General features: G+C 74.8%; 15 protein-coding genes. 5 read left to right on the forward strand and 10 right to left on the reverse strand.

The genetic code is table 11. From position 1 onward, the window contains the following. The first annotated feature begins 148 nt into the window (after positions 1-148). On the forward strand, positions 149-514 hold the full coding sequence (locus OU787_RS31815) for an HAD family hydrolase (RefSeq protein WP_327059440.1): 366 nt from the start codon (positions 149-151) through the stop codon (positions 512-514). Here the strand turns inward: OU787_RS31815 and OU787_RS31820 are convergent. After that, the gene (locus tag OU787_RS31820) at positions 500-2,827 is read right to left on the reverse strand and encodes an excinuclease ABC subunit UvrA (protein ID WP_268661955.1); all 2,328 of its coding nucleotides are present in this window, start codon (positions 2,825-2,827) and stop codon (positions 500-502) included. The two genes, OU787_RS31815 and OU787_RS31820, sit on opposite strands and share 15 nt — an antisense overlap. Positions 2,828-3,164: 337 nt before the next feature. Between OU787_RS31820 and OU787_RS31825 the strand changes: the two genes are divergently transcribed. Further along, on the forward strand, positions 3,165-5,303 hold the full coding sequence (locus OU787_RS31825) for a carbohydrate-binding module family 20 domain-containing protein (protein ID WP_268661427.1): 2,139 nt from the start codon (positions 3,165-3,167) through the stop codon (positions 5,301-5,303). A 145-nt stretch (positions 5,304-5,448) separates the two neighbouring features. On the opposite strand, the gene OU787_RS31830 is transcribed toward OU787_RS31825, so the two are convergent. Both OU787_RS31830 and OU787_RS31835 read right to left on the reverse strand, forming a co-directional pair. After that, positions 5,449-6,498, reverse strand: coding sequence for a response regulator (locus OU787_RS31830; protein ID WP_268661428.1), 1,050 nt, complete (start codon positions 6,496-6,498; stop codon positions 5,449-5,451). A 352-nt stretch (positions 6,499-6,850) separates the two neighbouring features. Beyond that, positions 6,851-7,621 (reverse strand): polysaccharide deacetylase family protein, encoded by a 771-nt coding sequence (locus tag OU787_RS31835; protein ID WP_268661429.1) that lies wholly within the window; start codon positions 7,619-7,621, stop codon positions 6,851-6,853. A 369-nt stretch (positions 7,622-7,990) separates the two neighbouring features. Here OU787_RS31835 and OU787_RS31840 point away from each other — a divergent pair, with 369 nt between their 5' ends. Further along, positions 7,991-9,409: an FAD-binding oxidoreductase gene (locus tag OU787_RS31840; RefSeq protein ID WP_268661430.1), complete on the forward strand. Its 1,419-nt coding sequence runs from the start codon at positions 7,991-7,993 to the stop codon at positions 9,407-9,409. Between the two features lie 60 nt (positions 9,410-9,469). Here the strand turns inward: OU787_RS31840 and OU787_RS31845 are convergent, their stop codons facing one another. Then, positions 9,470-10,792, reverse strand: a complete 1,323-nt coding sequence (locus OU787_RS31845; protein WP_268661431.1) for an alpha/beta hydrolase family protein — start codon at positions 10,790-10,792, stop codon at positions 9,470-9,472. Between the two features lie 200 nt (positions 10,793-10,992). Beyond that, positions 10,993-12,123 carry an MFS transporter gene (locus tag OU787_RS31850; RefSeq protein WP_442788660.1) on the reverse strand — a complete coding sequence of 377 codons (1,131 nt, stop codon included), beginning with the start codon at positions 12,121-12,123 and terminating at the stop codon, positions 10,993-10,995. Between the two features lie 228 nt (positions 12,124-12,351). Here OU787_RS31850 and OU787_RS31855 point away from each other — a divergent pair, with 228 nt between their 5' ends. Both OU787_RS31855 and OU787_RS31860 read left to right on the forward strand, forming a co-directional pair. Further along, the gene (locus tag OU787_RS31855; protein ID WP_030464696.1) at positions 12,352-12,606 is read left to right on the forward strand and encodes a lipopolysaccharide assembly protein LapA domain-containing protein; all 255 of its coding nucleotides are present in this window, start codon (positions 12,352-12,354) and stop codon (positions 12,604-12,606) included. 120 nt (positions 12,607-12,726) lie between these two features. Then, a complete protein-coding gene (locus tag OU787_RS31860; protein ID WP_268661433.1) occupies positions 12,727-13,833 on the forward strand; it encodes a PucR family transcriptional regulator in 1,107 nt (368 codons plus the stop codon). Positions 13,834-14,293: 460 nt separating this feature from the next. Here the strand turns inward: OU787_RS31860 and OU787_RS31865 are convergent, their stop codons facing one another. The 5 genes from OU787_RS31865 to OU787_RS31885 form a co-directional block, all read right to left on the reverse strand. Beyond that, on the reverse strand, positions 14,294-15,229 hold the full coding sequence (locus OU787_RS31865; RefSeq protein WP_030464694.1) for a DUF389 domain-containing protein: 936 nt from the start codon (positions 15,227-15,229) through the stop codon (positions 14,294-14,296). Positions 15,230-15,780: 551 nt separating this feature from the next. Further along, entirely contained in the window at positions 15,781-16,431 is a 651-nt protein-coding gene (locus OU787_RS31870; RefSeq protein ID WP_030464231.1) for a lysophospholipid acyltransferase family protein, read from the reverse strand. Between the two features lie 160 nt (positions 16,432-16,591). Continuing rightward, a complete protein-coding gene (gene yjfF / locus OU787_RS31875) occupies positions 16,592-17,569 on the reverse strand; it encodes a galactofuranose ABC transporter, permease protein YjfF (RefSeq protein ID WP_030464232.1) in 978 nt (325 codons plus the stop codon). Then, a complete protein-coding gene (locus OU787_RS31880) occupies positions 17,566-18,564 on the reverse strand; it encodes an ABC transporter permease (protein WP_268661956.1) in 999 nt (332 codons plus the stop codon). The genes yjfF and OU787_RS31880 overlap by 4 nt, the downstream gene beginning before the upstream one ends. Positions 18,565-18,614: 50 nt before the next feature. Then, complete coding sequence (locus OU787_RS31885; protein WP_268661434.1) at positions 18,615-20,135, reverse strand: sugar ABC transporter ATP-binding protein; 1,521 nt, start codon at positions 20,133-20,135, stop codon at positions 18,615-18,617. Positions 20,136-20,153: the final 18 nt, after the last annotated feature.

Genomic DNA, 20,153 nt, shown 5'->3' on the forward strand with positions numbered 1-20,153 from the left:
GGGACGGGGTGGCGCAGGCAGACCCGGTCGGCCGGGTCGAGGCCACACGCCGCCTCCTCGGCGAGGAGTTCGCGCAGCTCCGGAGACGATCAAGGCCGCACTGGACGGCCGACGAGCCTACGGCGACGAGGAGTTGATCCGGCGGCTGGTGGGGGAGTGCGGAGAGCGCTACCTCGACCACCTGGGGGCGGTGACCGCGATCGGGCCGGTGGCGGGGCTGGCTCGGGAGTCGGTCGGGCGGGTGCCGCTCGCGGTGGCTTCCGGTGGGACGCGGCGGACGGTGGAGGCGACGCTGCGGCACCTGGGGTTGGACGGGCTGTTCGCGCGGGTGGTGACCCGGGACGAGGTGGAGCGGGGCAAGCCCGCGCCGGACGTCTTCCTGTTGGCGGCACGGCAGTTGGGCGTCGAGCCGGCGGCGTGCGTGGTGCTGGAGGACGCCGACAGCGGGCTGCTCGCGGCGCGGCGGGCGGGGATGGCGGTGGTGGACGTGCGTGGCCGGTCAGCTGCCCGGTAGTCCGAGGCGCTCCGCCAGGTAGGGGCCGGTGCGGCTGGCGGGGGTGGTGGCGACGGTGGTGGGGGTGCCGGTGGCGAGGATGCGGCCGCCGGTGTCGCCGCCGCCGGGGCCGAGGTCGATGACGTGGTCGGCGCCGGCGATCAGGGTGAGGTCGTGTTCGGCGACCAGGACGGTGGCGCCCGCGTCGACCAGGCGGTGGAGTTGGGCGGTGAGGGTCTCGCTGTCGGCGGGGTGCAGGCCGGTGGTGGGCTCGTCGAGCAGGTAGAGGGTGCGGCGGCGGTGGGCGTGCTGGAGTTCGGCGGCGAGTTTGACGCGCTGGGCCTCGCCGCCGGAGAGTTCCGGGGCGGGCTGGCCGAGCCGCAGGTAGCCGAGGCCGACCTGCTGGAGGGTGGTCAGGACGCGGGCGGCGGGCGGGGTGTCGGCGAGGAACGCGGCGGCCTCGTCGACGGTCAGGGCGAGCACGTCGGCGATCGTGGAGCCGCGGTAGGTCACTTGCAGGGTCTGCGGGTTGTAGCGGCTGCCATGGCAGTCCGGGCAGGGGCTCCACGCGGTGGGCAGGAAGAGCAGTTCGACCTCGATCGCGCCCGCGCCCTCGCAGGTCGGGCAGCGGCCGGCCGCCACGTTGAAGGAGAACCGGCCCGCGCCGTAGCCGCGGGCCTTCGCCTCGTCGGTGGCGGCGAACAGCTTGCGGACGGTGTCCAGCAGCCCGGTGTAGGTGGCCAGGTTGGAGCGCGGAGTGCGGCCCAGCGGGGTCTGGTCGAAGGTCACCACCCGGTGCGCGTCCGGGTGTTCGGCGACGGCGGCGAGCAGCGTCGACTTGCCCGCGCCGGAGACGCCGGTGACGGCGGTGAGCACGCCCAGCGGCACGTCCGCGTCCACGTCGCGCAGGTTGTGCCGGGTGACGCCGCGCAGGCGCAGCACGCCGGTGGGGGTGCGGTGGCGGGACGGCGGCGGGGGAGGCGGGTCGAACAGGAAGCGGCAGGTCGCGGAGGCGTCCACCGTGCGCAGGCCGTCCACCGGGCCGCTGTACAGGACGCGGCCGCCGCCGGAGCCCGCGGCCGGGCCGACGTCCACCAGCCAGTCGGCGCCGCGCACCACCGCCATGTCGTGCTCGACCACGAACACCGAGTTGCCCGCCGCCCGCAGCTCGGCCAGGACCCGGCGCAGCGCCTCGGTGTCGGCCGGGTGCAGGCCCGCCGAGGGCTCGTCCAGGACGTACACCACGCCGAACAGGCCGGAGCGCAACTGGGTGGCCAGGCGCAGGCGTTGGAGTTCGCCGGTGGACAGGGTGGGGGCGGCGCGGTCGAGCGAGAGGTAGCCGAGGCCGAGGCGGTCCAGGGCGGTGAGGCGGTCGGCCAGGTCGGCGGTGATCAGGGCGGCCGGGCCGTCCCCGGCGGTGTGCGGGCGCAGCAGGTCGGCGAGGCGGGCGGCGGGGAGAGCGGCCAGGCCGGTGATCGGCAGGCCGGCGAAGGTGACGGCCAGCGCCTCGGGGCGCAGCCGGTGGCCGTGGCAGTGCGGGCAGGTGGACTGTTCGAGGAAAGCGGCCGCCCTGGCACGGGCGGCCTCGCTGCGGGACTCGGCGAAGGACTTGAGGACCAGGCGGCGGGCGCTGCTGTACTTGCCCCGGTACGGGCGCTGGACGCGGCCGGGCTCGCGCTCGGGGTGGACGGTGACCACCGGCTGCTCGTCGGTGAACAGGATCCACTCCCGTTCGGCGGCGGGCAGTTCGCGCCAGGGCCGGTCCAGGTCGTGGCCGAGCGTGCCCAGGATGTCGCGCAGGTTCTTGCCCTGCCAGGCGCCCGGCCAGGACGCGACGGCGCCCTGCCGGATGGAGAGCGAGTCGTCCGGGACGAGGGAGCGCTCGGTCACCCGGTGCAGCACGCCCTGCCCGTGGCACTCGGGGCAGGCGCCCGCCGGGGTGTTCGGCGAGAACGCGTCGGAGTCCAGCCGCGGCGCGCCCGGCGGGTACGTGCCGCAGCGGGAGAGCAGCATCCGCAGCAGGTTGGACATGGTGCTGATGGTGCCGACGGAGGAGCGGGAGGAGGGGACGGAGCGGCGCTGCTCCAGGGCGACGGCCGGGGGCATGCCGGTCACCGCGTCCACCTGCGGGGCCTCGACCTGGCGCAGCAGGCGGCGGGCGTACGGCGAGACCGACTCCAGGTAGCGGTGCTGGGCCTGGGCGAACAGGGTGCCGAAGGCCAGCGAGGACTTGCCGGAGCCGGACACCCCCGTGAACGCGACCACCGCGCCGCGCGGCACGGCGACGTCCACGTCCCGCAGGTTGTGCACCCGGGCGCCGCGCACCCGCACCATGCCGTCGTCGTCGATCTCGCTGTGGTCCACCGCGCCACGCTATCCCGGGGGCGGGTGCGCGGCGCGGAGCGGCACGGTGGGTGAAAGTTTCTGAAAATACTTGCAGCAAGTGCGGGGTGAGCTGGGCGAATGGTGGGGAGGTGTATACCTTTTCGGCGGATTGACTGCCCGGTTTTTGTTTCCGACGGATGTGGATCCGAACGCAAGGAGATGAAATTTCTTGCACGGATGTCTTGACGGTGTGTCGCGCCGGGGTGGATCGTCTTCCCGTTCCCTCCTCAAGTCCCCCACCACCTTGGGAGATTCGCCGATGACCCCTGTCCGTAGAACCGTGCCCGTGGCCGCCGCGGCCGGCGCACTGGTCCTGGGCGTGCTGATGCCGCTCGGCCTCCAGGGCACCGCGCAGGCCGCCGCGACGCCCAACGGCGGCGACGTGATCGCCAACCTGTTCCAGTGGAACTGGAACTCGGTCGCGAACGAGTGCACCAACGTCCTGGGCCCCAAGGGCTACGGCGCCGTGCAGGTCGCCCCGCCGCAGGAGTCGATCTCGCTGCCCGGGCACCCCTGGTGGGAGGTCTACCAGCCGGTCTCGTACAACCTGAACAGCCGGATGGGCACCGACGCGCAGTTCCGGGCGATGGTGACGGCCTGTCACAACGCGGGCGTGAAGGTGTACGCCGACGCGGTGATCAACCACATGGCGGGCAGCAACCAGACCAGCACCACCGGGTACGGCGGGTCGGCCTTCAGCCCGTCCGCGTACAGCTACTCGGCGGTGCCCTACGCCAAGTCGGACTTCCACGGCTCCCCGCCGTGCCCCAACGCCGACCTGGGCATCAACGACTGGAACAACGTCACCCAGGTCCAGGAGTGCCAGCTGCTCAACCTGGAGGACCTGAACACCGAGAGCGACTACGTCCGCGGCAAGATCGCCGGGTACCTGAACACCCTGATCGGCGCGGGCGTCGACGGCTTCCGGGTGGACGCGGCCAAGCACATCGCCCAGGCCGACATGGGCAACATCGTCTCCCGGCTGAGCGACACCCAGTGGGGCGGGCGCCCGTACGTCTACCAGGAGATCTTCCCGGGCAGCGGCGGCCAGTTGGCGCCCGCCGCGTTCGAGGGCAACGGCAGCGTGCTGGAGTTCACCTACGCCTCCAAGCTCTCCCAGCAGTTCAACGGCAACATCGCCAACCTCAAGACCTTCGGGCAGAGTTGGGGCTTCGAGCCGAGCGACAAGTCCGCCGTCATGGTGACCAACCACGACCTGGAGCGCGACAAGACCACCCTGACGTACAACGACGGCTCCAAGTACAAGCTGGCGCACGTCTTCGAACTCGCCTGGGGCTACGGCACCCCGCAGGTGTACGCGGGCTTCCGGTTCAACAACAAGGACGACTCGCCGCCCGCCGACGGCAACGGCTTCGTCACCGACGTCAACTGCGGCAACAACACCTGGACCTGCACCGACCGGGACCAGGGCATCTCCAACATGGTCGGCTGGCACAACGCCACCCGCGGCGAGAGCGTCGCCAACTGGTGGGACAACGGCGGCAACGCGATCGCCTTCAGCCGCGGCAGCAAGGGCTGGGTCGCCATCAACAACAGCGGCTCCGCGGTCACCCAGACCTTCACCACCGGCCTCGCCGCGGGCACCTACTGCGACGTCGTCCACGGCGACATCAGCGGCTCGAACTGCACCGGCCCGACCGTGAGCGTGGACGGCTCCGGCAAGGCGACGGTCACCGTGAACGCGGGCGACGCGGTCGCGCTGTACACCGCCACCACCGGCACCACCAGCCCGAGCCCGAGCCCGAGCGGCAGTGCCAGTGCCAGTGCGAGCCCGAGCCCCTCGGCTTCCAGCTCGCCCGGCAACGGGACGGTGACGGAGAAGTTCAACGAGACCAAGACCACCGTGACCGGCCAGAACGTCTACCTGGTCGGCTCGGTCGCCCAGCTCGGCAGCTGGGACCCGAACGCGGCGGTCGCGCTCTCCCCGGCCGGCTACCCGGTGTGGAGCGGCAGCGTCCAACTGCCCGCGAACACCGCCTTCGAGTACAAGTACATCGTCAAGGACGCGGCCGGGAACGTCACTTGGGAGAGCGGCGCCAACCACAGCGCCAACTCCGGGGCCACCGGCGGCACGCTGAACGACAGTTGGGGCGGCAGCACCGCGACGACCGGCCAGGTCACGGTGAACTTCTCCGAGAACAAGGCCACCGTCTACGGGCAGAACGTCTACCTGGTCGGCTCCACCGCCCAGCTCGGCAGCTGGAACCCCGCCTCCGCGCTGCCGATGTCCTCCGCCTCCTACCCGAACTGGACGCTCTCGCTGACCCTGCCCGCGAACAGCGCCTTCGAGTACAAGTACATCGTCAAGGACGCGGCCGGGAACGTCACTTGGGAGAGCGGCGCCAACCGCAGCTACACCACCGGGGCCTCCGGGACGGCGACGCTCACCGACAGCTGGAAGTAGCACCCGCCCGGGGACGGGGACGGGGACCGGACCCCCGCGGGACGCAGACCCCGCGGAACGCAGACCCCCACGGAATGAGGCCGCCACCCCTGTCACGGGGTGGCGGCCTCGCCGTTCCGGCCGACGGCGGGCCGGGCCGGGCCGGTCAGCGACCGGTACGGCGTGCGCGGTGCAGTTCGACGAAGGAGGCGACCTTCGCCCGCACCGTCCAGGGGTCGACCGGCTTGGGGATGAAGTCGGCGCCGCCCGCGGCGTACGCGTGCCGGGCGTGGTCGGGGCCGCTGCCGATGGCGGTGACGAAGACGATCGGGATGTCACGGGTGCGGGCCCGGCCCCGGATGTGCGCGGCGGTCTCGTAGCCGTCCATGCCGGGCATCTGCACGTCCAGCAGGATCGCGGCGTAGTCGTCGGGCTCCATCAGCGCCCGCAGCGCGTCGGGCCCCGAGGTCGCGCAGACCAGGTGGTGGCCGTGCGGGCCGAGCAGCGCCTCCAGGACGACCAGGTTCTCCGGTCGGTCGTCCACCAGCAGGATCTTCGGCAGCGGGTCGGCGCCGCCGCTCTCCGCGGCCGCTGCCCCGGTGGGCCCGGGCGGGGCGGCCGTGGTGCCCTGCTGCCGTTCCACCAGGACGAGTTGACGCTGCATCAGGTCGCGGCGGGCGGCGGCCCGGGCCGACCGTTCGCGGGCCTGCCCGGCCTTCTCGGCCAGCAGCGCGGCGTGCTGGGCGGGGTCGGTGCCGTCGGCCGGCGTGCCGGAAGCGTCGGGCGTGTCGGGGGCAGCCGGAGCCGGCCGGGCGTGGGCGAGTTCGCGTTCGGCCTGTTCGGCTTCCTCGTCGGCCTCCTGCACCTCCCGTTCGGCGGCGTGCAGTTGGCCCTCGATCTGGCGCACCGCCCAGCCGATCGGCGGGGCGACCCGCAGGGCGGCCAGCCGGGACCGGCGCAGCCGCTCCCGGACGTCCGGCCGGTCGGGGGCGTCGGGGAGGGCGTCGAGCAGTGCCTCGACGAACTCCCACGGCGGGATGCGCACGGCCGCCAGGTAGTCGGCGCACGCCTGCGGCCCCGGCGTGCAGCGGGCGGCGAGGGTGTCCGCCGCGGGGGCGTCCAGGCGGAGGAAGAGCGTGCGCAGTTCCGCGGCGAACTCCCGCAGTTCCGCGCCCGGTTCGACGCTCATCGGCGGGAGGCCGTCCAAGGCCGTCACCAGTCGCACCCCTTCGCCGGGCGTGCCGTCGGCCGCACCCGTTCCCGTCCCCGAAGCCGTGCCCGTCCCCGAAACCGCACCCGTGTGCCTCCCGTCGTTCCCGCCGACCCGTGCGGCCGGAGGTGCCCTCCCCGCCCCGGCCCGCGCGTCCGTCCGCGCGTCCGCCCGCGGTTCCGGGCAGCGCGCGGCCGTGCGGCCGCGACGACGCGTGATCGCCGGCGTCCGCGTCCGGCCGAGGACGGCGACAATACGGCACCAGCAGCGGAATTGACGGGCGGTCAGGTCACGGTTCGGGGGCGGTCGGGTGCGGGCGGGCGTGGACGGGGGAGGGAGGGCCGCGCGGGGCGGGGCGTCACTTGTAGATGGTGCCGGGCTGCGCGGTGCCGGGAGCGAGCAGCTGGCCGACGGTGACGAAGGTGTAGCCCTGGTCGTCGAGGGCCTGGAGGATGCCGGGCAGGGCGGGCACGGTGCCCTTGTGCAGCGGGTGCAGCAGGACGATCCCGTCCCGGTCGGCGCCGTCCAGGACCCGCTTGGTGATCAGGGCGGTGTCCTCGGTCGCGTAGTCCTGCGCGGTGACCGTCCACAGCACCTGGGCCAGGCCGAGCTCCCGGGAGATCTTCGAGACCCGGTCGTCGGTGCGGCCCTCCGGCGGGCGCATCAGGGTGGGCCGGCTGCCGGTGACCTCCGCGATGGCGTCCGCGGTGCGGGTCAGTTCGTCCCTGACCTCCGCGTCGGGGATCTCGGTCAGCCGGGGGTGGTTCCAGGTGTGGTCGCCGATCTCGTGGCCCTCCGCCGCGATGCGCCGCACCACGTCGGGGAAGCTGTGGATGTCCCGGCCCTCCAGGAAGAACGTCCCCCGGGCGTGGTGCTGCGCGAGCAGGTCCATGACCCGCCCGGTGGGTTCGCCCGGGCTGCCGTCGAAGGTGAGCGCGATGCACTTCTCCCGGGAGCAGTCCACCTGCCCGGCGGCCGGGGCGCCCTTCGCTTGCTTGCGGGCCTGGGCGGGGTCGACCGTGACCATGGCGAAGCTGCGCACGATCACCACCGTGACCAGTGCCACGACCGCCGCCACCGCCAGACCCAGCAGCAGGTAGAACCTCGGCCGCCTCTTCACCAGTTTCATGGTGCAAATCCTACATTTATACGTTCGTCCGATTTGACGGCTAAAGCCGCAGGGTGGTCCGGGCGCACAGCCGCCCACCGGCGCGCGGAAACTGACGGGGCGTCGGGCGCGCGCCGGGCGCGCTGGGCCATCGGACGCACTCCGGCGGGCCGCAGCCGGGCGGGGGCGGGACGGGGCGTGACGATCGGCGCAGAGCCCCCGTGCGCCCGGTGCGGGGGAGGAAGGTGCGTCGTGACAATGGACCGTCGTCGTTTTCTGGCCGTGGGTGGAGCGCTGGGGGCGGGGCTGATGGCAGGGGCTTCACCGGCCCGGGCCCAAGGGCGGGGCGCGGGAGCAGCGGAAGCAGCGGGAGCAGCAGGAGCGGATTCGGTGCGGGCGTTCCCGGCCCGGCAGCGTGGGTGGCGGGCCGCGCCGCCGGACTGGCAGGCGCTGCGGCAGCGGCTCGGCGACCGGCTGGTGCTGCCCGCCGACCCCGGGTACGGGACGGCCCGGCTCGGCTTCAACGAGCTGAACGACGGCCAGTTCCCCGGAGCCGTCGCCAAGTGCGCCTCCGCCGACGACGTCCGGGCCTGCCTGGACGTGGCGCGCGGCCACGGCATCCCGATCGCCGCCCGCAGCGGCGGCCACAGCTACCTCGGTTACAGCGTCCCCGACCGCGGCCTGGTGATCGACCTGCGCGCCATGAACGACGTCCGGGTCCGCCCCGACGGCAGCGCCGAGGTCGGCGCGGGCGCCCGGCTGATCGAGGTCTACGCGGGCCTCGCCGCCGCTGGCCGGCTGCTGCCCGGCGGCAGCTGCCCGACCGTGGGCATCGGCGGCCTCACCCTCGGCGGCGGCATCGGCGTGCTGGCCCGCAAGTACGGCCTGACCTGCGACCGGCTCACCGCCGCCGAGGTCGTCACCGCCGACTCCTGCGTGCTGACCGCCGACGCCGAGCACGAGAGCGACCTGCACTGGGCGCTGCGCGGCGGCGGGGGCGGCAACTTCGGCGTCGTCACCCGCTTCACCTTCGACACCCCGCCCGCCCCCGGCCTGACGGTCATCGTCCTGCCGTTCCCGGCCGGCTCCGTCCCGCAGGTGCTCGGCGCCTGGCAGCAGTGGGTCGCCGACGCGCCCCCCGAACTGTGGGCCAGCTGCCAGGTCTCCGGCGGCAACCCGCCCACCTGCAAGATCGTCGGCTGCTGGGTCGGCGACCCGTCCGGCGCGAACCAGCAGGTCGACCGCCTGGTGCGGCTGGCCGGCACCGCGCCCACCGGCCGCACCGTCGCCGCCAAGGACTACCTGGCCGCGATGAAGTTCATGGCCGGCTGCGCCAACGACACCGTCGCCCAGTGCCACCCCGTCTGGGAGGGCGGCCGGCTCACCCGGACCGGATTCGTCGCGGTCTCCCGGATGTTCGGCCCCGGCCCCCTCGACCCGGCCCGGCTCACCGAGCTGATGACCGGCCGCACCGGCGTCGACCTGCTGCTCGACTCGCTCGGCGGCGCGGTCGGCGAGATCGCCCCCGACGGGACGGCCTTCCCGCACCGCGACTCGCTGGCCAGCGCCCAGGTCTACGCCGCCGCCACCCCCGCCACCGAGGACCGGGTCCGGGCCACCGTCGACGAGATCCGCGACGGCCTCTCCCGCCTCGGCGCCCCCGGCGCCTACGTCAACTACATCGACGCCACCCTGCCCGACTGGGGCCGCGCCTACTACGGCGCCAACCTGCCGCGCCTCCGGCAGGCCGCCCGCCACTACGACCCCGACGGGGTGTTCGCCTTCCCGCAGTCCGTCACGGCGGCCTGAGCGGGGGCGCGTCGAGGGGGCCGGGGCCCGGGGCGGTGCGCGTCCCGGGCCCCGGACCGGTCAGCGTTCGTAGGTCATCTCGGGGAACAGCGGGGACGGCCCGTCCAGCAGGTGGTCGTCGCGGCCGCGCAGCCAGCGGTCGAAGAAGGCGGCGACGTAGCTGCGGGTGGCGCGCTCCGCGCGGGCGGGGGCGACGGTGCCGACCTCGGAGGCCAGGGTGTCGGCGGAGAGGGCGCCCCGGCGGGCGAGCTGGGGGAGGAGGGACTCGGCGTCGGTGTAGGAGCCGTGCCGGGAGCCCTCCAGGGTGAGGTCCGCGTGCCAGCCGGTGCTGTGCTGCCACAGGGCGTCCCAGCCGGGCTGCCGGTGGTAGGAGCCGGAGTCGGGGCTGCGGGTGCCCAGCAGCAGGAACGGGCGGTCCAGGCCGTCCTGGGCGAGGGTCGGGAGGAAGACGCCGCTCCGGCCGTCGGGGCCCGGGTAGTGCAGCTGCCCGTCGAGGTCGATCCCGGCGGCGATCCGAGGGTCGTCGTGCATGGTCTGCAGGGCGGTGAAGCCGCCCGCGGAGTGGCCGGCCATGCCGACCCGGGTCAGGTCGAGGGCGCCGGCCAGGCCGGCCGGGAGGCCGGGGCGCTCGCCGAGGCAGGCCAGCCGGTCGAGGACCAGACGGGTGTCGGCGACCCGGGCGTCCATCGACCGGCGCAGCACCGCGCCGATGTCGAGGTCCGGGTCGCCGAGCATGCCGGGCAGCACGGACGTCGCCAACGTGCCGTCCGGAAAGGCGACTTCGGACGCCTCGTAGGTGTGGTCGACGGTCACCACCAGGTACCCGCGCGAGGCCAGGTCCTCGACCAGCGCGGTCCCCCAGGTGCGCGGGTCGCCCAGCCCGGCCGAGTACAGCACCACCGGCCGCGGCCCGCCCGGCAGCACCCGGGCGTCCGTCCGGGCGTGGGTGCGGATCGCGGACCAGTCCGTACTGCCCGGCGTGACACCGTAGTTGATCAGCCCGACGCCCTCCGGCCCGCCGAAGTGCGCACCGGCGGCCGGCATCATGTACGGCGCCGGGGCGCCCCCGGTGGCGGGGACGGCCGGGTACCAGACGCTGACCATCAGGCGGCGCGTCCGCCCGGGGGTCCACGGGTCCGCGCGGGCGGGGTCGGTGAGCTCGAACGAGGTGGTGCCGATGCTGAACGGGCCGGTGGGGGACGGGAGTTCGGCGGCCGCCCGACGGGTCTCCGCTGCCGGGCCCGCCGTTGCTGCTGTCGCGTCTGCCGCCGTCGTCGTGCCCGCTGCCGTTGCCGCTGCTGCGCCCGGGGTGCACACCGGTGCCAGTGCCGCCGTCGCCGCGAGCAGCAGCGCCGCCCCCGTGATCCGTCCCCGCCTGCCCATCGGCTGCTCCCTCCGCGCCCGTCCGCCCGCTGCGGACCCGACGGGCGACACGGTACGGGCGCGAACGGGCCGGACGCGTCGTACCCGGGAGCCAAACGGCGGGATGCTACCCGGGTATGACGTCCGATCAGGTGGCGGGGGTGGGGCGGTGGAGGTCAGGTGATGGAGGTCAGGTGGCGGGGGAGGTCGGGTGGTGGAGGTCAGGCGGCGGAGGAGGCGCGGGCGCGGTGCAGCAGGAAGGCGCCGGAGGCGGCGGCCAGCACGGCCATGCAGGCGGTGAAGACCAGGCCCGCGTCGGGCAGGCCGAGCGGGCCGGTGAGCAGGCCGACGCCGATCACCGGGACGGAGATGCCCAGGTAGGCGACGACGAACAGGGCGGAGAGCACCCCGCCCCGGTGGGCGTCGGGGGCCGCCGCCGCGACCTCGCCGACCGCGCCGCGCAGGGTCATGCCCTGGCCGGTGCCGCCGACCAGCGCGGCCAGCACCAGCGGGGCCAGGGTGTGGGTGGCGAGCGAGAGGGCGAGCAGGCCGAGGCCGCCGATCAGCACCAGGCAGCCCAGCGGGATCGCCCGCCGGGCGCCGAGCCGGGGCACCAGCAGCTGGCCGCCGGTGGAGGCGAAGAACGCGGCCGCGACGATCAGGCCGACCGCGGCGTGGTTGCGCACCCCCAGGTCCTGGGCCAGGAAGGCCGGGGTGACCGAGGTGAACACCCCCAGCAGCGCGAACCCGGTGAACGCGGCGATCCCGGCCGGCACGAACACCCCGCGCACCTCGGCGGGCAGCACCGGCCGCCGCGGCCGGGCGGTGCGCAGCGGACGCGCCCCGGCCACGCTCTCCGGCAGCGTCCGGACCACCGCGAAGGAGGCCGCCAGCAGCGCCAGGTGGACGGCGAACGGCAGGGTCAGCGGCCGCGGCGCGTACTGGGCGAGCAGCCCGGCCAGCAGCGGGCCGCAGCCCAGGCCGCCCATGTTGGCGGCGGTCGCGGTGAAGGCGGCCCGGGCCCGGCCGCCCGGCGGGGCCAGTTCCAGCACGTACGCGGTGGCGGTGCCGGTGAACAGGCCCGCCGCGAAACCCGACAGCAGCCGGCCTGCGAACAGCCAGGCCAGCCCCTGCTCGGCGAGGAACGCCACCGCGCTGGCGCCCGCGCAGGCCAGCCCGCACAGCAGCACCGGCCGCCGGCCCACCGCGTCCGAGACGTTGCCGAACAGCAGCAGCACGCCGATCACCCCGAACGCGTAGACGGCGAACACCACCGTCACCATCAGCTCGGAGAACCCGATCCGCTCCTGGTAGAGCCCGTACAGCGGGGTGGGCAGCGTGGTGCCGGCCATGCAGACGGCGAACGCGGCCGCCGCCCCCAGGTACCCGCGGTGTTGACGATCTGTCACCACCCCACCGTAGGCAGCGCACCGGACGGCACGGAACCGGCGCGCCGGGAGCGGACGGGGGGCGGACGGGGGCGGGGCGGCGGAGGACGGCAGTGGACGCGGGTGGGCGGGGCGGGGGGCCGGTCGGCCGTCGGCGGGCCGAAACGCGGCGTCCCCCGGATAATGGGCCGTATGGCTGACAAGACGCGCAGTGCGGACCGACCGGCCTCGGTGACCGTCGGCGGCCGCGACGTACGCTTCCGGACGATCGCCTTCCTGGTGCTCGGCATCCTGGCGGTCTGGTTCATCGCGGTGAACACCGCCTCGGTGAGCATCCGGCTGTGGATCCCCACCGTCACCCTCCCGCTCTGGCTGGTCCTGCTGGTCACCCTGCTGGTCGGAGCCGCCCTCGGCGGCCTGCTGGCCCGCCGCCGGACGAAGGGCTAGCCGGGCCTCCGGGCCGGGTGGTCGGTGACGGCGGGCCGTCAAGGGGTCGTTAGGATCTGTCCGCCGTCCGCCGACCGGGCGGGCGCCCGGGTACCGGTCGTGCGGCAGCGGAGCAGTGAGATGGAACAACCGACGGCCCTGTCCGACCTGGGCGCCCGCTACCCGGAACTGCTCGCCGAGGTCTCCCGGACCGGCCGGAACCTGGACCGCCAGGAACTGGAGTCGCTGCGCGCGCTCGGCGAGCGCGCCGCCGAGGCCGGGCACGGGCTGCGCGAACTGGTCGCGCACTGCCTCGGCGCCGGCCGACGGGCCTGGCCGGCGCTGCCCGGCGTCGCCGGGGCCGGCTCGCTGGGCGGGCTCCGCCGCACCGGCGAGGCGCTGCTCGCCGCCGCGGAGGCCGCGGTCGCCGCGCTGGGCGAGGGCCACGAGCGGGCGCAGCGGCTGGCGATCCGCCAGGAGGAGGCGGCGCGGCGGGAGTTCATCGACGACCTGCTGTACGGGCGCAGCGACCCGGGGGCGCTGGCCGAGCGGGCCGAGCGGTTCGGGCTGCGGCTGGCCCGCGCGCACGCGGTGGCGGTCGCGGTCGGCACGGAACCGTACGACGGGGCGCACCCGGTGGCGCGCCGGGTGGAGCGCGAACTCGTCGGCCGCTTCGGCGAACGGGACGTCCTGCTGGCGACCAAGGACGGCCGGCTGGTGTGCGTCGCCCCCGACGGCGGGCACGCGGTGCTGGAGGCGTTCGCCGCCCTCGCGCTCCGCCCCGGCCCCGGGTACCGGGCGGCGGCCCGGGTGGCGACCGGGCGGCGTCACTCCGGGCCGGGCGGGGTGGTGCGCAGCTACGACGAGGCGCTGGGCGCGCTGGACTTCGCGCAGCGCCTCGACCTGCCCGCCGAACGGCTCCGGGCCGAGGAACTGCTGGTGTTCCCGGTGCTGATGCGCGACCGGGCCGCGATGGCGGAGCTGGTGCGCAGCGTGCTGGGGCCGCTCGGCGGCGCGCGCGGCGGCGCCGCCCCGCTGCTGGCCACCCTCGCCGCGCAGGCCGAGGCGGGCTACGTGAACGCGGAGGCCGCCCGGCGGCTGGGCGTGAGCGTCCGCACACTGGGCTACCGGATGGACCGGATCAAGTCCCTGACCGGCTACGACCCCTCGGACGCCCTGCACCGCTACACCCTGGAGACCGCCGCGATGGGCGCCCGCCTGCTCGGATGGCCGCAGCGCGAGCTGTGAGGGGGCGCGCCGCGGGAGCCGGACGGGCAACGCACCCGCCGGCCCGGGGGCGGGTCGTCGGCCGACACGGTGGGGCCGGACAGCCCGAAGCAGGCGGGCTGGCGGATGAGCACGCGGGAAGGACCGGCGTCGCGCCCAGCCACGGGAGACCGCATTTCCGTGGCCGACTCCCTTGCGGGTTTCCGGCGCCGAAGGGGCGCCAAGACTGCCGGATCCTGGCAATGTGCCGGCCCCCCGCCGCCTGCCACGATCATCCCGGCACCTCGGGGGGAGGTGCCGCAGTGCGACCGGGGGAGCGGACGGGTCGGCCGGGGCCGCGCCGGCGGCGTCGGTGGGCCCGTCCGCGGCGCACTGCCAGGGGGAGCCGCACCGGGGGGATGAGCGGTCCAGGGGCGTCGACGCCGCGGAGGGGAGGGCGTCGACGCCCGCAGCGGCCGGGGTGCCCGCGGGCCGTCCGGGTTCAGCGGGTGCGGCGGCGGCGGACCAGGTGCCAGGCGCCGTGCTGGACCAGCAGGGTCAGGACGCCGGCCAGGACGATGCCCAGCAGGTTCAGGGCGAGCTGGACGGCCGAGCCCCAGCCCTGGGCGTACTCGCCGTAGGCCACGGCGACGGCCGCGTTGGCCGCGGCCGGGACGGTGGTGACCGAGATCGCCACGCCGACCAGGGCGGACGCCTTGGCGGAGGTGAGCGAGAGCAGGCCCGCGACACCCGCCAGGAAGGCCACCACGAAGGACATCGCGTCCGGCTGCCAGATGAACGAGGTGTTCGGGCGCGCGGCCGCGAACCTGGCGTCGCTGAACAGGCCCAGCGCGTCCATCAGCAGGGAGAAGCCCACGGTGAGCGCCATCGCCACGGTGAAACCGACCGCCAGCGCCAGCAGGGAGCGCACCGCCGGGCGGGCCCGGCGCCGCACGACGGCGACGCAGAGCCCGGCGAGCGGCCCGAACTCGGGGCCCACGGCCATCGCGCCGACGATCAGGATCGCGCTGTCCAGCACCGCGCCGCAGGCGGCCAGCATGGTGGCGACCGTCAGGAGCGCCAGGAAGACCCCGCTGAGCGTCGACTCCTCCTGGACGACCTCCGACACCTCCTCCCACACCAGGGCGTCGACCCCCTCGCCCGGCGCCGCCCGCTCCGCCTCGTCGGCCGCCCGGGAGAGGGTCAGCCCGACCTCGTCCAGGCTGATCGCCCCGCGTTCGGCCAGCCCCAACCCGCGCAGCTCGCCGAGCAGTTCGTCCGCGGCCTCGCGGGCCACGTCGCACAGCACCAGGTCGCCGGCCGGGCGCACCGCACCGTCGGGCAGCACCGCGAGGTGGGCGACCCCGACCCGGGTGTCGAGCCGTTTCAGGACCTGTTCGCGCAGGTCGGGGGGAACGATCAGGCGGAGCTGGAGCACGGGATCCTCCGGGCGGGCGGCGCGGTCTGCGCCCACCTTAGGGGGCAGCGGGACGGGACATCCGACGGCCCTGCCCGGGCGCGGCCGGGCGGTGCGGGCCGACGGGGAGTGAACTTCCGGGCCGACGGGGGGCGGTGGGGCTCCGTCGTGGGTCAAGGGCGGCCGGGCCACGGGTCCGTCCCGGCCGGCGGTGGGCGGGGGCGGTGGCGGTGGGGCGCGGGGGCCGGGCGGGGCGGCGTTCTCGCAGGTCGGCGGGGGATGCGGGGGATGCGGGGCGGTGGGGCGGGCGGGTTGCGGCGGGGTGTGTCACAGCACTGTTCTGGGGGCGGCCCGGGTGCAACGGGTTCGTCCGGGCGGACGGTCCTGGTCTTCGGAAACCCGCTCGCACCGGGCGGCCGGTCCGACCGTCCCACCGGAGGAGATCACCATGCCCTGGCCGGGCGCCGGCTCGCTGCCCGCCTCGGACACCGACGGGTCCCCGGTGAAGGTCGGCCCGGTGGGGAGCGCCGGCCAGGGCGGGTGACCCCGGCCCGCGTCGGGCTGACGGGCCGTCAGCGGCGGTGCGGCGGCAGGTGGGTGGCGGCGGTGCGCCAGGCGGCGGTGACGGCGGCCCGGGCCTCGGCGGTGGCGGTGGCGACGTCGGGGGAGAGGTGCAGGGGCGCGCCGAGGTGGACGTGGACGGCGGGGCGGCGCAGCGGGGCGGTGAGCAGGCCGGCGAACTGCTTGGCGGTGGAGCCCGAGCTGATCCGGCGGGCGCCGGCCTGGCCGAGCGGGACGACCGGGGCGCCGCCGGCGGCGAGCCGGGCCAGGCCGGTGCGGAACGGGCCGGGGGCGTGGTCGGCGGGGTCGGTCCGCAGCGGCAGTCGGCCCTCGGGGTAGAGGACGACCACCCGGCCGGCGGCCAGCGCGGCGGCCGCGGCGTCCAGGGCCCGGGCGGCGTGCTCGGTGCCGCGGTGGACGGGGACGTGGCCCTCGCGGGTCAGCGCGCCGCGCAGCAGCGGGATCCGCCACAGCCCGGCGGTGGCCAGCACGACGGGTTCGACGCCCAGCCGGTCGAGGGCGGCGAGCACCACGCCGGGGTCGGCCAGCGAGGAGTGGTTGGCGGCGACGATGCTGCCGGGGGCCAGGACCGTCTCCGGGTCGGTGGTGACGGTGAGGCGCCCGAGGACCGGGACGACGGTGCGGGCGACGGCGCTCAGCATGGGGTGGGCCCTCGGGATCGGGTGGCGGCGGGCCGCCCGCGGCGCTCCCGGGGGCGGCCCGCCCAGTGTGGCGCCGGGGCGGCCGGTGCGGCCTGAGCCCGGGTACTCACCCGCGTACTCACCCCCGCCGGCCGGTCCGGCGGGGGTGGGCGGCGCCCGTTCAGGCCGGCCGGCGGCGGGCCGTGACCAGGCGCTGCAGGACGATGAAGACGAACAGCAGGGCGCCGATGACGATCCGGGTCCACCAGGAGCTGAGGGTGCCCTGGAAGCTGATGATCGTCTGGATCAGGCCGAGCACGGCCACGCCCAGCACGGTGCCGATCAGGTAGCCGGAGCCGCCGGTCAGCAGGGTGCCGCCGATGACCACCGCGGCGATCGCGTCCAGCTCCAGGCCGACCGCGTGCAGGCCGTAGCCGGAGAGCATGTAGAAGGTGAGCAGGACGCCGCCGAGCGCCGAGCAGAAGCCGCTGACCGCGTACACGGTGACCTTCGTCCGGGCCACCGGCAGGCCCATCAGCAGGGCGGACTGCTCGCTGCCGCCGAGCGCGTAGACGTTGCGGCCGAAGCGGGTGTAGTGCAGCACCACGAAGGCGGCGACCACGACCAGGGCCGCGATCAGGGCGCTCGGGGACAGGAAGGTGCCGCCGGGCAGCGGGATGCGGGTCTGCGCCATCGTGGTGTAGGAGGAGTCGGTGATGGAGATCGACTCGACGCTGATCGTGTAGCACAGGCCGCGGGCCAGGAACATGCCGGCCAGGGTGACGATGAACGGCTGGATCTCGAAGGTGTGGATCACCCAGCCCATCGCCCAGCCGATCCCGGTGCCGATCGCCAGGACCAGCGGGATGACGACCAGCATCGGCCAGTGGTGCTTCTCCACCAGCCAGGCCGACACCATGGTGGACAGGGCGACGACCGCGCCGACCGACAGGTCGATGCCGCCGGTGAGGATCACGAAGGTCATGCCGACGGCGACGACCAGCAGGAAGGCGTTGTCGATCAGCAGGTTGAGCAGGACCTGGCCGGAGGCGAAGCCCTCGTACTGCACCGAGCCGGCGCCGAACATCGCCAGCAGCAGGACGGAGGTGACCAGCAGCGGGATCTGTCCGCGCAGCCGGGCGGTGAGAGTGGCGATCATGTGCCCACCTTCGGAGCGGTAGGGGCCGCGGGCTCGGGCCGGCTGCTGCGGGCCGCGTGGCGGCGGCGGGCCATCTTGGCGCGGAACTGGGGGGACTGGACGAGGCAGACGGCGATGACCACCGCGGCCTTGAAGACCAGGGTGGTCTCCGGCGGGATGCCGATGGTGTAGACGGTGGTGGACAGGGTCTGGATGACCAGGGCGCCGATCACCGTGCCGCCGATCGAGAACCGGCCGCCGTTGAGCGAGGTGCCGCCGATCACGACGGCCAGGATGGCGTCGAGCTCGATCCACAGGCCGGCGTTGTTGCCGTCGGCCGCCGACACGTTGGAGCTGATCATCAGACCGGCGACGGCCGCGCAGACCGCGCTGACCACGTACACCAGGGCGGTCAGCCGCAGCGCCCGGATGCCGACCAGCCGGCTGGCCACCGGGTTGCCGCCGACCGACTCCAGCAGCAGGCCCAGCGCGGTGGACCGGGTCAGCAGCAGGGCCGCGCCCACCGCGGCGGCGGCCAGCAGGACGGCGAACGGCACGGTGAACCAGTAGCCGCCGCCGATGAGTTGGTACGGGCCGCTGGTGACGGTGATGATCTGGCCGTCGGTGATCAGCTGGGCCACGCCGCGCCCGGCGACCATCAGGATGAGCGTCGCCACGATCGGCTGCACGCCGATCCGGGCCACCAGCACGCCGTTGACGGCGCCGAGGACGAGCGCCACGGCCAGCGCCAGGGCGACCGCGACCAGCACGGTGGTGACGCTGCCGGGGTCGGCGGCCTTGCTGATGTACAGGCAGGCGAGGGCGCCGGCGATGGCGACGGTGGAGCCGACCGACAGGTCGATGCCGCCGGTGGCGATGACCAGCGTCATGCCGAGGGCGACCAGGGTCAGCGGGGCGCCGAAGTGCAGGATGTCGACCAGGCTGCCGTACAGGTGGCCGTCCTTGATCCGGACGGCGAAGAAGTCCGGGGTGAAGGCCAGGTTGGCCAGCAGCATGACGGCCAGGACGGCCGCGGGCCAGAAGAGCCGGTGCCTGGCGATCGCCGTCACGGCCGGCCTCCGCTCGCGATGGTCTCCATGATGTGCTCCGGGGTGAGGGAGCCGTCGTTGGCGAGCTGGGCGACCATCCGGTGGTCCTTCAGCACGCCGACCTTGTGGCTCAGGCGCAGGACTTCTTCGAGTTCGGCGGAGATGAACAGCACCGCCATGCCCTTCTCGGCGAGCCGGGCGACCAGCTTCTGGATCTCGGCCTTGGCGCCGACGTCGATGCCGCGGGTGGGCTCGTCGAGGATCAGCAGCTTGGGGTCGGTGATCAGCCAGCGGGCCAGCAGGACCTTCTGCTGGTTGCCGCCGGAGAGGTTGCGCACCAGCGCCTCGGGGTCGTTCGGGCGGATGTCCAGGGCGCGGATCCAGCGCAGCGCCAGGGCGTCCTGCTCGGTGCGGGAGATCGGGCGCAGCCAGCCGCGGCCGGCCTGCAGGGCGAGGACGATGTTCTCGCGGACGGTGAGTTCGCCGACCAGGCCCTCGGCCTTGCGGTTCTCCGAGCAGAACGCGATGCCGTGGCCGATGGCGGCGCGCGGTTCGCGCAGCGCGGCGGGGCGCCCGTCCAGGCGCAGGGTGCCGCGGTCGGCCTGGTCGGCGCCGAACAGCAGCCGGGCGGCCTCGGTGCGGCCGGAGCCGAGCAGGCCGGCCAGGCCGACCACCTCGCCCGGGCGGACGGTCAGGTCGTACGGTTCGATGGCGCCGCTGCGGCCGAGGCCGTCCGCGACCAGGAACGGCTCGCCGCCGGCGGCCACGGTGTCGGTGCGGCGGCCGGCCGCGGCCAGGCTCTCCAGGCTGGCGAGTTCGGAGCCGATCATCCGGGAGACCAGCTGGACCTGGGTGAGGTCCCGGGTGCGGTACTCGCCCTCCAAGCGGCCGTTGCGCAGCACGGTCATCCGGTCGCAGATCTCGTAGACCTGGTCGAGGAAGTGCGAGACGAACAGGATCGCCACCCCGCGGTCGCGCAACCGCCGCATGACGGCGAACAGTTGGGCGACCTCGTCGCGGTCGAGGCTGGAGGTGGGCTCGTCCAGGATCAGCACCTTGGCGTCGACGTCGACGGCCCGGGCGATGGCGACCAGCTGCTGGACGGCGATGGAGTGGCTGTCCAGCCGGGTGGTGACGTCGAGGTCGAGGTCGAGCGCGGCCACCGAGGCGGCGGCGCGGCGGCGCAGTTCGGACCAGTGGACCAGGCCGCGCCGGCGGGGCTCGCGGCCGATGAAGAGGTTCTCCGCGACCGACAGGTTCGGGCAGAGGTTGACCTCCTGGTAGACGGTGCTGATGCCGATCTGCTGGGCCTGGAGCGGCCCGGTGATCCGCACGGCGAGGCCGGCCATCGAGACCTGCCCGCCGTCGGCCCGGTACACGCCGGTGAGGACCTTGATCAGGGTGGACTTGCCCGCGCCGTTCTCGCCCATCAGCGCGTGCACTTCGCCCGGGAAGAGCCGGAAGTCGACGCCGTCGAGCGCCAGCACGCCGGGGAACTCCTTGCGGAGCCCGCGTACCTCCAGGACCGGTGGCTGCATCGGTCCTCCTTTCGTGGT

The organism is Kitasatospora sp. YST-16 (genome assembly GCF_026802215.1).
Lineage (GTDB): Bacteria > Actinomycetota > Actinomycetes > Streptomycetales > Streptomycetaceae > Kitasatospora > Kitasatospora cineracea.